The sequence below is a fragment of the Geofilum sp. OHC36d9 genome, from assembly GCF_052400685.1.
GTDB lineage: Bacteria > Bacteroidota > Bacteroidia > Bacteroidales > Marinilabiliaceae > CAZHHH01.
On the sequence record NZ_JBQTGJ010000001.1, the window covers coordinates 178,238 to 192,971 of the forward strand.

Below are 14,734 nucleotides of genomic sequence, written 5' to 3' on the forward strand. Positions count from 1 at the left end.
ACTGTCTCATGGTATCGGAGGTTACTGTCTCATGGTATCGGAGGTTACTGTCTCATGGTATCGGAGGTTACTGTCTCATGGTATCGGAGGTTACTGTCTCACGGTATCGAAGGTTACTGTCTCATGGTATCGAAGGTTACTGTCTCATGGTATCGTAGGTTACTGTCTCACGGTATCGAAGGTTATTACCTCAAGGCGTATGAGACTACTGTCTCAAGGTGTATGATGCCATTTACTGGGGGTGCCCGATGCCATTTACTGGGGGTGCCCGATACCATTTACTGGGGGTGCCCGATACCATTTACTGGGAGTGCCCGATACCATTTACTAGGGGTGCCCGATACCATTTACTCAAGGTGTATGAGACTACTGTCTCAAGGTGTCCGGGGTTACTAGCTCAAGGAGTGTAGTCCATTTTGTTATAAAAATGCAAATATTACGACCACAATAATGCCGGCTGTGAACCACCAGATGCCACGCCGTATGAAACCGTTTTTTCCCGGCACCATAACGAGTCCTGAAATGGCCAGAAAGATTAATACAATGGCATAGATGTCGGCAATGGGCCCCCAGCCTTTAACCTGGTTTTCGTGCAGTTGGCTCATGAAGATGACCAGCGGGCGATCTTGATAGGTCTCGTAGGTGGTGCTGCCTGTAGCCGTTTGGTAGTTACCCAGACCGCCCGGAAAATAAAATAGCTTTTTGTCTGCCCGATCTTCCACATAAGTGATGCCCTTATAGGTTGTGTGCGCGAGCCATTCGGATTTTAGTGCATCAACCGGAAGATCTTTTTGTAATTGAATGCTTCCTGAAATCGTTTTAACACCCATTTTGTGGTGCAGAAAGAACCCCGAAAGCGCATACATCAGGGTTATTCCTACTACCAAATAGCCGGCATCGCGGTGGATTCGGCGCAGCCATAATCGTATTTTGTTTTTTGCCAGCATAAATTTTATTCTACAATTTTGTAATTAGTTCCGTCCACATAAAATACAGAGTAGAAATCTTTATTATTGGCCGTCATCCAATCGCGCATTTCCTTAATGTTAGATAACTCCGCACTGCATTGGTTTTGGTCAATTTCGGCCTGCTCTTTTTGGTTGATAGTTTTTTGTTCCCATTGGTTAATGTATTTTTCAGAAAGCCGTTTTTCCCGGATAAAACCTTTTACCACCATACGTGTTCCGTTTAGTTCTGAGTTAAATCCGCCGATGTCTCCTTTTGCTTCTATCCGTATGGAGGTGTCGGTACTTTCGTCTTTTAAAAAGCAGCGTTTCCCTGAGTGTTTGCACACATGTGTGACGACTCCTTTTATGACGATTTCCTGATCGACGTTATCGGCTGCTATTTTCATGAGCCGGTCAACATTTATCGCTTTGGAAGTGTCTACGGTAACCGCTTCTGAAGTTTCAGCAGGGATGGTTTCTGTTGTGTTTTTAGATTTACTGCCCGACGACCCACAGGCTGTCAGTAAAAATGCAGTTGTCAGTAAAAAGAATAGTTGTTTCATTTTTTTGAGATTTAGTAATTTATTATTTGTGTTGCTATTTTAATTGTCGGCATTTTCACTATCACCAAGAATCAATGTGCTCAGTAAACCAAAGATCCCGGTTAGCGCAATTAAGATCACGGAATAGACGGGTACCCTTCGTTTTTGTTTTTTGCTGACGAGGAGGTACCCCAAAAGTAGTAAAACAGCTGATATGAGGTAGCCAAAACCGGTGAACTGTAATCGAGGCTTTACGTATTCGTCATTAACCGAGGTGAAATTCAGGCTAAACGGGAAAAGTGCATTGAATGCCATACGTTTTTTTTCAGGACCCTGAAATGACAGGCTATCCTTCAATTGATAACCGGAGCCATCGATGGCATAAATGGTTTGTTTTTTTTCAGAGGTCACCTGAACATTCCAATTGAAAAGGTTACCCATTACCAACAGGTTATCTTTTTCGGGGTCGAAAGGTGAAGCAGGTATTTCTTTTACAGCGTATCCATCTGTGAAAATTGTAAACAGGCGGCCATCTTCCGATATAAGAAATGCATAGAACTGCCGAGCACTGTACTCGGTAACTGTTAACCATATTGGCGTGACGTCAGCAGGCAGCTTGATATACCCCACATAAGGGCGCCCATTAACCATTTTTAAATGAAACAGATGGTTGTGGCTGTCCACAATGAAGTAACCCTCATCGTAAGCTTTGCGTGTTGTAGGGTTTCCTGCCACTATTTTTGCAGGGCCTTGAAATCCTTTATTTTGCAGGGCGTCATCGAACCTGATGCTCTTATTTTTGTCGATGGTATTGCTTTCAGGTTTCACAAACGTCAGGTGGTTCGTCAGTCTGAAGCGGTCACCGGGCATTTCCAGATCCACTCTTTTGGGCATCGACTCAAAGAGTGTATACAGCGGAATGGAGGGCTTGTTTTTGTCGGAAGGACGGTAACGGAAATAGAAGCTGTTACGGGAAATGATGCTTTGATTTATTTCCACGCCGTGAATGGAGTCGGGCAGGTTGCCTTCCCTCGCCAGTTGCCGGTAATACACCATCGGCAGGAGACTGTCGAATTGTGTCTGATTATAAGTATTGCCGTGTGCATCTTTTAAAATCGTTTGTTCATTTATGGTTTCCCTGATTCCAAAAGTTTCGGCCACACAACTGTAATAAGTAAACGGATAACGACTTTGACTGTCGGTGGCAATTTTCCATAACCAGGGTAGCACCCAGGCTAGTATGAATACTGTTGTGATGGAAAGTAATATTTTAATGATCTTCATTGTTATTATTTTAAATAGTGTTTGTCTATCAAGTCAATTACTATGTTGTGATTTTCATAAAAAAGTTATCTATGAAAAGTCAACGCCTTGATCTTTATGGCTTCACAAGCCTTGTTTTTAAACACTTAGTTTACGGCAGGGCTCTCAATTGTGTTCCGCTTCTTTAGTTTCCGCTTGCTTTGTATGGAAAATGTCTAAAAATTCATGTGAGACATTGTGTTACTTATTGTTTTCCCACTTTTAATCGGTAGACTGATAGCCATAGAAACAATATAAGCAAGATGGTAATAACCACCATTGGAATGGTCATGTGGGCATAGGCAGCCGGGAAATCCACCAGAAAGAGCATCCTGATCAGAGCGACTGAAATAAGTATGTTGGGAATGCGCATTCGCCAGGTGGGTTCTACGGCCACAAATACGCAGGCCAGATAGGCCCATACGCCGGCCACATACCACGGAATGACGGTTAGGATGCCCTGAAGGACAATTTCAGGTGCAAACAATAGACGCATACCAGTGATTAATGCTGCTACCTGAATTATGAATAGAGCTGTTAATAGTACGAATCCATAGCCGACCATCCATGTGGTGATGGTTTTTTCGGGCATGGGTAAATGAAATGTAAGTTTAATACGACGGCTTGTAATTTCCGGGATAAACTGCGACAGTCCTAGCAACGCACCGTCAAGTAATGGCAGAAATTTCAGCTCCGAAAACAAAAATTGGTTACGGGTTATGACGACGTCCCAGATATGTTCTGCTCCCACCAGCCGGAAAGAACGTCCTACACGCATAAACATGTATATGTGTAACACCATTCCTACTATGGCAATGGCCAGCAGAAACCAGCGTGTTTTGATCCATTCTTTGTATAATAATCCTTTTATCATAGTTTTAGTATTTACCGGTCAAGCCGATGAAGGCTTCTTCGAGCGTTAACGATTCTTCCTGTATGTTATTGGCCTCAAATCCCTGTTGCTGTAATTTTTGTATTATGTTGTCTTTTCCGGCGTCTGAATAGAATTCGATTTTATTGCGGATGCTTTCGGGATTTACAACGGGCATAAGATGCCATTGCGGCGGCGTGTTGGTGACCATCCGATAGCGTTTAAAGGATTCGAGGAACTGGTTTACGGGTTTTTGAAGCAGTAATTTGCCATAGTCCAGAATCATGCAGTCGTCTATGAGTCGTTCCATGTCCTGAATAATGTGTGACGTCACGAATACCGTTTTTTCTTCGGCCTGCGCATATTCACTGAGATAATCAACGAAGAGACGCCGATAGCCCGGATCCAGACCCATGGAGAAATCATCAAGGATTAGCAGATCGGCATTCTGTGCTAAAATAATGCCCAATGCAACCTGTGAGCGCTGTCCGCATGACATTCTGGCTATTCGTTGTTTGGGGGCTATTCGAAGTTTGTTCATCAACTCCCAGAATGGCGTCTTGTTCCATTTGGGGTAAAATGAGGCATAGAATTTTTCTATCTGTACAATATTCATAAATGAGTATTGTACATGCCCTTCAAGCAATAGTGCCACCTTCTGTTTGACAGCGGGTGTTAGTCTGCCGGCTTGTTGCCCAAACATAAGACATTCTCCTGACTTGGGTTGCAGGTAACCGTTAAGAATATTGATGGTGGTTGTTTTGCCGGTTCCGTTTTTACCCAATAGGCCGACGATTCGTCCTTTGGGTATAGCAAAATTGAGGTTTTCGTAAATGCATCTGTCTCCATAATAATGGGTCAGATTTCGGCATTCAATGACGTTTTCCATTTTATGTCTTTTTCTAACTTTTTGTGTAACCTTCCTCAGTTTATTTTAAAATCAGTCCCAGCGAAATGCCCAGACTGACAGCCGGGCTGCCTGTTGTCTTTATGAATTCACAATTGGTTTTTATTTGCCATGCGACGTCTTTTTGGGTGTTTTGTATTCGTTTTACCTCAATAGTTGCGAATATTTTGTTGTCTGACCGATAATTGAAATCAGGAATCAGGGTGTTTTGCACGATGAGGTTATTTTTATCCACCAGCAACTCATTACTGATGTTGCGCAGCCACCCTCCTGCAATTTTTATCCCGGTAAAAGATTGGCTTTGCAGTCGTTGTATTTCAAAGGAAGGATGGATGATCCATTGATTTACCGATTCTTGCCAGGCGGTGGTTTTATATTCGGAGGCAGTGGCTAACAGCCCTGTTTTTAATCCGGGAATGAGTATCAGATTTTGGTGTGTGAACCACCCTTTGACTAACAGCGTTATTGATGAGTTTTGTTGTTTAAATTTTTGATTTTTTGACAGAAGCCGTGTTTCTTTAGTTGCAGTAAGTGAATCTACAATAATGGTTTCGTAATAATATTCGGTTCCTGTGCCCACAATGTGGTTGGCATTCAATGTTATTCGATATTGGTGATTGGCCGGTTTCCATTGATGACCGCCAATAATATTTGTGTTTCGGGTAGTGAAGCTGCCCCTGGTGCGTTGGCTATAACGGGCATTTATGGTTTCTTTTGTATATGGAATTTTTAAAAACCATCCCTTTTCTTTTAGGGGTTGAAGTTGAAGCTGTAATGTGTAGTTGTTACCCTTGTAATCGGCTGAGTAATTTGATGAGGTGCCCGATAGGTTTTGGTTGAAATAGCCATAGCCGTACATGAAGTAGAACAGATCGGTCCGGTTTTCTTCATACGATTTGATACTTAATTGTTGGTCGTATCGCCCGTATGTTGCAGATATAGCTGCCAAATGCGACGGCCCTATGGGGCTGGCCCATGCGGCAGTCATTTTAAAGTCGGAGATGACTGAATAACTTCGTGGGTCTTTGGTGCGGTAACTGCTTTGAGCCCGGTAATGCGCCGACAGGCCATAAATACCAAAATTGGTTTGGTGGGAAAGGCCGCCTGACAACAGATAGGTTTCATATTGTTTGTTACCGGTGGTGCTGTCGGCAATGATATATGGGCCTATGCGTTGTTGATCGTCCACCTGCGACCATGTTATGTTTTTGATGTTACCGTTGACGTAGACGGCTTCTCCAAATATCGCTGTGTTTTTGTTTTTGTGATATCCAATTGCCCTGCTGGTGAAATTGGTGTGTTTGTCTCCCTGGTAGTGATAGTGGAGTGATTGGTTGTTTTGATAGGTGGTATTTGTCGCAATGGCCGTGTATTTTTCCAAAGGGAAAAAGTATTTGAGGGCCGGCTGGTTTTCTGCCAGCCGGATTGAAAGATGTGCGTCGGAATGCCAGAGATGGCTGCGACCAATAACCGATAACGTATCGGCACCCTGCATTTCCGCCTGACATACAAATATTAATATCATGATAAGTCGTTGGGTCATCTTTTTATCCCTCAATTCTTTTTTTTATTCTTCTATGATGCCGGGTTTTGGATCTACGGTACTCAGGAAGTCAACGGCCGAGTTGTTGGTGTCCATATAGATTATGCGGTTATCTTCGACTGTCTGCACTTTTCTGCGTACTACTTTCCCATATCTGGCATCGTCACCGTCACCACAGTTGATATAGCTGAGGTCGAGAGCCGGAGAGAGTGCTTTGCTGAGAAAATCTGAAGGGGTTCCCATTTCCACCGCATCTATGATTGAACTGTTTGATACCTTATAACGAATGGAGGTACTACCATTGGCATTTTGCTTTTCAATGAGGTTGGTTTCCATGAAGTCCGTCATTGCTTCTTCCGGTCTGAAAATGACATAAGACTTAAAGCCGCGGTTGTGAGGCGTCCAGATAGATGCTGAGGAGCTGAAATTTTTGATCAGATTGGGTACTTCCGGAACATCCACATCCAGTTTATGCTCGTCGTACCATTCAAAATCGGCTCCCGATAAATCTATGGAATTGGCATTGTCAGCTGTATGATCTATCCCAACATCGGCCAAAACAAGGCTTTCACCCGGTTGCACAGGATATTCAGAGCCGCTCCCCGGAATGGTATAAATCACCTGTGTTACAAAGTAATCGTCAATAATGTTGGCCCAAATATTGAGTTCCGACGAAGTGGTATGATCTGATTCTCCGATGGAAATGCCATCTGCATATAGCACCTCACTGGTGTTGTTATAAATTTCGAAGTATTTATCCTTATAGTAACTCTTTCCTTCGGGGGTTTGCGATCCGGTTACGTATAATTCTTTAAACACCCATCCCTGGCCGGCAGATGCGATGAAGAGATTTATTTCTGTGTTGAATGATGTGCCGGAGATGCTGATATTTTCAGTTAATCCGGTGAGTGTTACAGTCTGTTCAAACTGGTCGTCTCCAATTTGTGAAATATAACTCTTTTCACCGCTAACCAGAATGTTGTATATTCCTTCCTCCAGCGTTACGGTATAGATGCCAGAGGCGTTCAGCACGTCTGTTGTTTCACTTCCATTGATGGTGTTGGTCAGCGTTATTGCCAGACCTTCGGCAGTTACATCGTCATCCATTACTTCGGGTAGTGTAATTGTTATGGTAAATTCCGACATGGGGATGGTTTCGTCATCGTCGCAGGATGCTGCAAAAAACAACATTGCTACTGCTAATAGTAGGTTTATGTACTTCATCGTTTATTGTTTAAATTATAAATTTTAGTTCCATTCCAAAATAGGGTTGTACACTGCGTATATATGTGGTTCCTGTTCTAAGTTTATATTCGGGCAGATAATTGATGAGGCGATTCACATAAAAGGCAAATGTCAGGTGGTCTCCAACTTCCTTGCTTACTTTGAGGTTGATGCCTAAATCGATGGGCGTTTTTTGTACATCAAAATGGTATGGGGTAAAGGTGCGTGTTAAGAGCCCCAGTATCGGGTCGTTCTTATCGGCCTCTGTGTAGGGGTGGTAATTGCCTTTGTTATCCAGATAAGCTATGGGAGTTCCGTCATAGGGCAGATACCTTTCCTTTTTGTACCAGGTGGTTTGAATAGCCAGTGTTAGCAGTAAGCGGTGTTGAGACAGGTGCGTATCAAATCGGAAGTTGGTGTTTAACAATTCTTTTTCTTCGCTGTCGTTATCGTTTACTTCAAAAATTCCAACGTAAGGAAATTCTGCTCCTTTATATATAATGGACTGTTTTTCATATTGCGGAATGGAGATATGATATCTGGTTTTAAACCATGCACCGCTAATGGTTATTCGGGTCTGTATTTGATTTATTTTTGGTGTCACCAGCTGATATTCCAACCCTTTTTTGTGAAGTTCAGAGCCGTTTACGTATTGGCTGAAGTTGTATAGCTGGCTTTTTTCCTCCGAAGTAAAAAGGTCAATAGTGGGTGGTGATTTCAGATTAGTTGATGCGACGGATGTGGCGTCGTAATAATTGTAAGTATACGACACAAATTGGGATGCGGCAACAATTCCATTGTCGAGAAATTCATCAAAAAGCGATAGCGAAAGACGCGTTTTTCCTATGTGGGCATCCAATCCTATTTCTTTTTTAAGATTTGTGACAGGCTGGAGATTATAATTGGTACGGTCTTCAATTTCTGTCATTACGTATAATTGGCGCAGATCAGGGTTTTGAGAATAATAGTTGAGTTCAACAATGTCGAAATATTCTTTCTGGGGATAGAGCATCGCAAGCGACGGCATGCGTGTCATTTGTCCCAGGGCGGCATTGACTGTGACACTAACCTTGCGTCCGGCAACCCTGATGTTTGGTGCGGTATAGGAAATATGTCCGCGTAAATCCATGAAGTGTTTTCCGTGCATCTCAAAATCCGGACTCAGACCCGGAAGCATCTGAACTCTGACTCCGGGTTTCATCTTAATACGATGTTCATCTATTCTGAAGGTTAATTCTTCTTCAGCATAAAGTGAGAGGTTGTTGAGGGCCGGGACGTTGCTGAAATTGTATGGTCTGCCTCCTTGTGTCGGGGAAATGGGGCGGGAAACATCAAACTGGTCTCCTTTTCCGATGTTTTTAAGATATTGCCAGTCAATACCGCTGTTAAATTGATGCCTAAAGCTGTTTTGTGTTCCGTTTAATGAAAAATCCAACGAGGCATAGATATTTAAGGGCTGGTCATCTCTCTCGAAATTGGCTTCGTAACGCGATGGCAGGTATTCGCCGTAACTTTTTCCTTCTTGCGTAGCGGTGGGAATGGGTTGGGGGCCTGTTAAGGAAACTATTTTTTCCCTAATGATGGCGTTCTTTGTGTGACTCGCTTTTATTTTTAACGCCAATATTTTATTAATATTTCCAGGAACTGTCAGTTTACTTTGAATGCTTAAGTCTGTTTTAGATAGACTTGAACGATATTCATCTTTCATCCCGTAATTTAACTGCGGGTCATCCTTGTCGCGATCAATGGTTAGAAGATAATCCAGACCTGTTTTCAACATTATGGTGCTTTCTCCAATGTTATAATAGTTAGAATATCGCAGGGAAGACTGGTTTCTAAGATAGGATTCGAGCGGATTTCGAGGGTCGGCTTTATACGACAAAAGTTCTGTCCCTATATTCAGAATGCCGCGATTTTTTCCAAGATTTATGCCTTTACTGATTGCGAAGACTTTGTTTGTCAGGTCGGTCTTGGCACGCGCTGTAAGGTGTGTTGCTCCCCATTTTCGGGTTATGATAATCGCCCCCGAGGACAGATTGCCCTGTTTTACCGACGGTAGGCCACGTATAATTTCAACTTGCTCAATATCATCAGTAGGAATCTGACGCATATCAATACCATTTGCCACATTGATGCGGCCCTCGACCTTGATGTTGGTTGATGACAAATTGTTGCCCTCCATAGACGCATCGGTGCTGACTGGCATGCCATCTACATAAAAAGCGGTGCCATAAGCGGTGTTGTCGTCATTGTCAACCTGACGGAGGCTGATGCTATTGATTTTTGATAAATCTTGTTTCTCCCAGCGGTATCCCGGTAATAATTCCTGTAAATCACCAAAACTTGATGGTTGAAGGTGCTGCATGGCTTCCCGGTTGATGATTGATGTCCCCGATTCATTGGCTTTTTCGATGGCCGTTACGGTTACTTCTTTAATTTTGAGATTGAGATCAGACAGGTATATGGTTTGACTCCATTCGTCTTGAAAATTAATTTCTTGTTCGATGTTTTTATAGCCAAGGCAATGAACCACCAATGTGTATGTGCCCGAAGCTATGTTTATAAAGCTGAAGTTGCCTTTTGTATCTGTATATTGCCACCGGTTTAATTCTTTTATGCCTACAGCAGCATATTGGATGGGCTCATTATTGCTTTTTTCAATAACGGTCCCCGAAATAGTATGGTTTTGCTGTGCAAATGATTGTGCCGATAATATGGCAAGCAGCAAAAAAACTACACCCTTTTTTGCTGTCAGTTTGAGAATTCGGTTTCTTTTTAATATTCCTGTATTTTGCAACTTCAATGCAGTATTTTTTTATTGCAAGACAAAAATAGAAGATGCGTTTCGAAGCATCAATCCCTATTTATAGGGGGTTTTGAAATGATAATGGAGCACAATAAAGATCCAAATCAGCGCCTGACAGGGGTATCGTTTAGTGAAATACTAACTTTTGTTGTTATAAAGGGACATCCCTTTAAATGGGGATCCTGAAGCGCCAGGTAATTTATGACTGTTGTTTGTATCTAAAGTTTATTACTATTGTACCATCTCTCAGACTTGCACATTTTACCGAAATACACAAATGAAAAGAGAATATGCATATCAGTAAAACAGATTCGTTTTATGAGTGAAGAAAAATTTAAACATAAATACAGGATAAAATCAGCGCGGCATCCGGATTGGGATTATGCAAATTTTGGGGCCTATTTTGTAACCATTTGTACACACAACAGGAGATGTTATTTTGGAGATATTATAGATGGGTCAATGATTTTGTCTGAAATTGGTAAAATTGTCGAAACCGAATGGTTAAAAACGTTTGAAATGCGCCCGGATATGAATTTACAAATGGGCGAATATGTTATTATGCCCAATCATTTCCATGCCATCATTATTATTGGAGAAAATGAATATAATACCAAACGTGGTGATGATGGTTGTGGTGGCGGTGATGATGAATGTGGTGATGATGGTTGTGGTTCCCGTAGAGACGCAATGCATTGCGTCTCTACGCCCCATCCCACCCCTCATCCCACCACCAATAAATTCGGCCCGCAATCAAAAAATTTGGCATCCATTATTCGGGGTTTTAAAATTGGGGTGACGAAAAATGTTCATAAAATTCATCCCGATTTTGCATGGCAATCACGTTTTTACGACAGGATTATTCGAAATAATCATGAATTTGAAAATGTGAGGGCCTATATTTATAATAATCCCCAAAATTGGGTAAAAGAGAACCTGAAGAAACGATGAACGGAATGTTATCAAAAGACAGATCGAATTATCGATATACTTTGTCGCGATGACGGTATTAGCGGACCAATGCGTTAACCTGACCAATTTCATGAATTTTATTTTTGAAAAAGACGGGTTGGTCTCAAGGAGTCTGAGACTACTGTCTCAAGGTGTTCGGGGTTACTACCTCAAGGCGTGCAGTCCATTTTGTTATAAAAATGCAAAGATTTTGACCACTATAATGCCGGCTGTGAACCACCAGAAAACCTTTTTCCCGGCACCATAAATAGTTCAGAGATAGCCTGGAAGATCAATATTACGGCATATATGTCGGCTATGGGTCCCCATTCTTTGACCTGATTTTCGTGTAGTTGGCTCATGATAAAGCCCAAGGCTGAAACCGGGATGTTATTCCATATTGCTCCATTTAAGGAACGAGAACTCGACGGCTACGTGTCTCCGCCGCCTTCGACAGAACCTGATTGCGACCTGAATAAGTTTTTAGAAACTAGGTTAAAGAAAAAAGCAACTTATTTTGAAACACGTAATTAAAACTACTGGACAGGGTTCAGATTACTCTCCCCTTCCTTTTTACTTGATAAAGAAATTTTATCTTTGCGATATTATCTATTAAATAAAAAAATGGAATATTTATCTGTTGTAATTATCACCAAAAATAACGAATCAATTATCGAAAAGTGCTTGCAATCTGTAGCATGGGCAGATGAGATTGTTGTTATAGACTCTGGATCAACAGATAACACTATTGGTATTTGCAACAAATATAAATGCAAAGTTATAAAAAGTGATTGGTTAGGTTTTGGTCGTACAAAGCAATTAGCTGTAGAACATGCTTCACATAATTGGATATTTTCAATTGATTCTGATGAAGTGTGTACGAAAAAATTAAAAGAAGAGATTATTCAAATAATTAATAATGAAAATGTAGTATCTGGATACCGTATTAAAAGACAGACCTATTATTTAGATAAGCCAATACGTTATTGTGGCTGGCAAAATGATTATCCATTAAGATTATTTCGTAGAGACAAAGGTACTTTCAACTCTAATGAAATTCATGAATTTGTTGAACTGGAAGGTGAAATTAAAACTATTCCGTCTTTATTATTACACTACTCATTCCCAACAATTTCATCACACTTCGAAAAAATGAACAAATACTCCTCCCTTAGTGCCAAGGTCTCGTTCGAAAAAAACAAACAATCTTCTTTATTATCTGCACTATTAAAAGGTTCCTTTAAATTCTTTAAAATGTATATTCTTCAGTTGGGTTTTATGGACGGAATGACTGGTTTAATACTTTCAAAGAACTCTGCATTTGGCGTTTATATGAAATATATAAAGATTTACGAATTGAATAAAAAACAGCATGTTTAACCTATTTTTAAATCAAAAATGACCCAACACAAAACTATTTGTTTTATAAACTCGGTTAAATCATGGGGTGGCGGAGAAAAATGGCACTTTGAAATGGCATTGCGCCTAAAAAATCAAGGCCACAATATTATTTTTATATGCAGGAAGAATAGTGAGCTTGATAAAAAATTGAGGTCGAGCGATATACGGGTGAAACATTTTGAAATAAGCAACTTGAGCTTTCTTAATCTTTTTAAGATAAATAGTCTCCGTAAATTTTTAGAAATAACTGAGGTAGAAATATTAATCATGAATTTTTCGGCCGATATTAAAACAGCCGGACCCGCAGCTAAAATGGCAGGAGTAAGGAGAATTATTTACCGAAGAGGGAGTGCAATTCCCATAAAAAACTCAATCCTGAACAGGTTGCTTTTTAAAAAAGTACTTACAGATATTATTGCAAATTCAGAAGCTACAAAAAAAACAATACTTCAGAACAACCCAAATCTTTTCAACGCAGAAAAAATAAGGGTAATATATAATGGAATAGATATAGACAAAACAGATAGCTCAATATTTTATAAAAGAAGGAATAACGAAATTTTATTGGGCAACGCTGGTCGGTTGGTTCATCAAAAAGGCCAACGTTTTCTAATCGAAATAGCTAAAGCATTAAAAGAAAAAGGGATTAACTTCACCATACTGATTGCAGGCAATGGTCCTTTAGAAAGAGAATTAGCTGAACAGATAAAAACAGCTGATCTTGAAAACGAAATTAAACTAATGGGTTTTGTAAAAAACATAAATGAGTTTATGAGGTCAATAGATATATTTCTACTAACCTCACTTTGGGAAGGTTTTGGCTTTGTTCTGGCAGAGGCTATGCTCAATAAAAAGCCAATTGTAGCCTGGGATATAAGCTCTAATCCAGAGTTAGTAAACCACAATGTAAATGGCTATTTAGCCCCTCCTTTTAAAGTGGAAATATTTACACAACAAATCATTAATCTGATAGAGAATCCCGCTAAACAAACCGAGTTTGGTGAAAAAGGGAGAGTTCTGGCTGAAGCAAAATTTTCTTATGACGAAACAACTAATCAGTTATGCCGTTTTCTAGATATTTAAACATTGGTTATAAATACTCATAAAGCTATTCCCTATGTATTGGGGCGTAAAACGTTGCGCATAATCGTAACCTTGTTTGATCATAGAAGACTGCAAATCTTCGTCATTTAGGACCCTCAAAATAGCCTCTTTCAATTCTTCAACATTAGTTGCATCTACATAGATACTAGAAGGACCACCGGCCTCAGAAAAACAACCATCTTTCGAAGTAATCACGGGGGTGCCGGAAAAAAGAGCTTCTATAATTGGAATTCCAAATCCTTCAAATAAGGAGGGATAAATAAAAAGTTGGGCCAATTGATAAAGCATAGCCAACTCTTCATTTGAAATTCCTTTTAAAAAGGTGACCTTTGATGCAATATTATTTGCCGCAATATATTCTTTCACCTTTTGAGTATAGGATGTTTCGGCTCCAACAATTACAAGATGTGTATCAATGTCTTTAATGGCTTTTATGCCTGTAAGAATATTCTTTCGCTCTTCAATTGTCCCAACATTCAAAATAAACTTATCCGGAAGATTAAATTTTTGTTGAACTAAACTTTTAGCCTCAGCTGAAAAATTTTGCTTGAACACATTCTGACATCCTTGATATATAACTTTTATTTTTTCAGGTTTAACATCAAAAAACTCCACTATATCATCCTTTGTCTGTTCACTGACAGCGACAATAACATCGGAATTTTTGACTGCATACTTAGCCTTAATTTTATGAATATGTCTGTCAAAAAAGGTGTAAAATTGGGGGTAACGCAAGAAAATTAAATCATGAATAGTTACAACAACAGGGATGCCTGTCTTTTGAATCCCAAGGGGAATTTCTCCGGTTAAGCCATGAAAAACATCAATTTTATCTGCCACAATATCTTTGCAGATATTTTTTTGTCGCCATAAATTATAAAAGAATGTATTTATTCTGTTTTTTGGCCTTTTTTCAATCACATTGGCCGCAGGAGAAGTAAATAAATTATTCTTAGATGCCTTTGGATTATATAATAAATACTCATTATCAGGATAATAATGATTCAATATACGAACCAGATCCCTGCTGTAATTGCCCAAACCGGTGCGGTTATGGTATATCCTTTTCGCATCAAATCCTAGTTTCATATCTTTATAATTAGATTTTTAAGTTGCCATGTGAAACTCACAGGGAT

General features: G+C 40.3%; 12 protein-coding genes. 3 read left to right on the top strand and 9 right to left on the bottom strand.

The window, feature by feature from the left end:
* Positions 1 to 419: 419 nt before the first annotated feature.
* The 8 genes from ACT3CD_RS00635 to ACT3CD_RS00670 all read right to left on the bottom strand — a co-directional run bounded on the left by ACT3CD_RS00635 (position 420) and on the right by ACT3CD_RS00670 (position 10,139).
* Positions 420 to 947: a PepSY-associated TM helix domain-containing protein gene (locus ACT3CD_RS00635; protein WP_444641941.1), complete on the bottom strand. Its 528-nt coding sequence runs from the start codon at positions 945 to 947 to the stop codon at positions 420 to 422.
* A 5-nt stretch (positions 948 to 952) separates the two neighbouring features.
* Positions 953 to 1,510 carry a hypothetical protein gene (locus ACT3CD_RS00640; protein ID WP_444641943.1) on the bottom strand — a complete coding sequence of 186 codons (558 nt, stop codon included), beginning with the start codon at positions 1,508 to 1,510 and terminating at the stop codon, positions 953 to 955.
* A 39-nt stretch (positions 1,511 to 1,549) separates the two neighbouring features.
* Complete coding sequence (locus tag ACT3CD_RS00645) at positions 1,550 to 2,773, bottom strand: DUF4857 domain-containing protein (RefSeq protein WP_444641945.1); 1,224 nt, start codon at positions 2,771 to 2,773, stop codon at positions 1,550 to 1,552.
* Positions 2,774 to 2,996: 223 nt separating this feature from the next.
* Positions 2,997 to 3,665, bottom strand: coding sequence for a hypothetical protein (locus ACT3CD_RS00650; protein WP_444641947.1), 669 nt, complete (start codon positions 3,663 to 3,665; stop codon positions 2,997 to 2,999).
* A gap of 4 nt (positions 3,666 to 3,669) precedes the next feature.
* Positions 3,670 to 4,551 carry an ABC transporter ATP-binding protein gene (locus tag ACT3CD_RS00655; RefSeq protein ID WP_444641949.1) on the bottom strand — a complete coding sequence of 294 codons (882 nt, stop codon included), beginning with the start codon at positions 4,549 to 4,551 and terminating at the stop codon, positions 3,670 to 3,672.
* Positions 4,552 to 4,591: 40 nt separating this feature from the next.
* Positions 4,592 to 6,094, bottom strand: a complete 1,503-nt coding sequence (locus tag ACT3CD_RS00660) for a DUF6850 family outer membrane beta-barrel protein (RefSeq protein ID WP_444641951.1) — start codon at positions 6,092 to 6,094, stop codon at positions 4,592 to 4,594.
* Between the two features lie 42 nt (positions 6,095 to 6,136).
* Positions 6,137 to 7,336, bottom strand: a complete 1,200-nt coding sequence (locus ACT3CD_RS00665; protein WP_444641953.1) for a DUF4876 domain-containing protein — start codon at positions 7,334 to 7,336, stop codon at positions 6,137 to 6,139.
* A gap of 10 nt (positions 7,337 to 7,346) precedes the next feature.
* On the bottom strand, positions 7,347 to 10,139 hold the full coding sequence (locus tag ACT3CD_RS00670) for a TonB-dependent receptor (protein ID WP_444641954.1): 2,793 nt from the start codon (positions 10,137 to 10,139) through the stop codon (positions 7,347 to 7,349).
* A 321-nt stretch (positions 10,140 to 10,460) separates the two neighbouring features.
* Here ACT3CD_RS00670 and ACT3CD_RS00675 point away from each other — a divergent pair, with 321 nt between their 5' ends.
* The 3 genes from ACT3CD_RS00675 (at position 10,461) to ACT3CD_RS00685 (ending at position 13,577) form a co-directional block, all read left to right on the top strand.
* Positions 10,461 to 11,093, top strand: coding sequence for a transposase (locus tag ACT3CD_RS00675; RefSeq protein ID WP_444641956.1), 633 nt, complete (start codon positions 10,461 to 10,463; stop codon positions 11,091 to 11,093).
* 624 nt (positions 11,094 to 11,717) lie between these two features.
* Complete coding sequence (locus tag ACT3CD_RS00680) at positions 11,718 to 12,473, top strand: glycosyltransferase family 2 protein (RefSeq protein WP_444641958.1); 756 nt, start codon at positions 11,718 to 11,720, stop codon at positions 12,471 to 12,473.
* Positions 12,474 to 12,491: 18 nt separating this feature from the next.
* Positions 12,492 to 13,577, top strand: coding sequence for a glycosyltransferase family 4 protein (locus ACT3CD_RS00685; protein ID WP_444641960.1), 1,086 nt, complete (start codon positions 12,492 to 12,494; stop codon positions 13,575 to 13,577).
* On the opposite strand, the gene ACT3CD_RS00690 is transcribed toward ACT3CD_RS00685, so the two are convergent.
* The gene (locus tag ACT3CD_RS00690; protein ID WP_444641962.1) at positions 13,566 to 14,606 is read right to left on the bottom strand and encodes a glycosyltransferase family 4 protein; all 1,041 of its coding nucleotides are present in this window, start codon (positions 14,604 to 14,606) and stop codon (positions 13,566 to 13,568) included. The two genes, ACT3CD_RS00685 and ACT3CD_RS00690, sit on opposite strands and share 12 nt — an antisense overlap.
* Positions 14,607 to 14,734: the final 128 nt, after the last annotated feature.

What these genes read in the sequence shown, in the direction of transcription:
- ACT3CD_RS00635 (WP_444641941.1), bottom strand. Translation starts at nt 947, where the DNA reads ATGCTGGCAAAAAACAAAATACGATTATGGCTGCGCCGAATCCACCGC.
- ACT3CD_RS00640 (WP_444641943.1), bottom strand. Translation starts at nt 1,510, where the DNA reads ATGAAACAACTATTCTTTTTACTGACAACTGCATTTTTACTGACAGCC.
- ACT3CD_RS00645 (WP_444641945.1), bottom strand. Translation starts at nt 2,773, where the DNA reads ATGAAGATCATTAAAATATTACTTTCCATCACAACAGTATTCATACTA.
- ACT3CD_RS00650 (WP_444641947.1), bottom strand. Translation starts at nt 3,665, where the DNA reads ATGATAAAAGGATTATTATACAAAGAATGGATCAAAACACGCTGGTTT.
- ACT3CD_RS00655 (WP_444641949.1), bottom strand. Translation starts at nt 4,551, where the DNA reads ATGGAAAACGTCATTGAATGCCGAAATCTGACCCATTATTATGGAGAC.
- ACT3CD_RS00660 (WP_444641951.1), bottom strand. Translation starts at nt 6,094, where the DNA reads ATGATATTAATATTTGTATGTCAGGCGGAAATGCAGGGTGCCGATACG.
- ACT3CD_RS00665 (WP_444641953.1), bottom strand. Translation starts at nt 7,336, where the DNA reads ATGAAGTACATAAACCTACTATTAGCAGTAGCAATGTTGTTTTTTGCA.
- ACT3CD_RS00675 (WP_444641956.1), top strand. Translation starts at nt 10,461, where the DNA reads ATGAGTGAAGAAAAATTTAAACATAAATACAGGATAAAATCAGCGCGG.
- ACT3CD_RS00680 (WP_444641958.1), top strand. Translation starts at nt 11,718, where the DNA reads ATGGAATATTTATCTGTTGTAATTATCACCAAAAATAACGAATCAATT.
- ACT3CD_RS00685 (WP_444641960.1), top strand. Translation starts at nt 12,492, where the DNA reads ATGACCCAACACAAAACTATTTGTTTTATAAACTCGGTTAAATCATGG.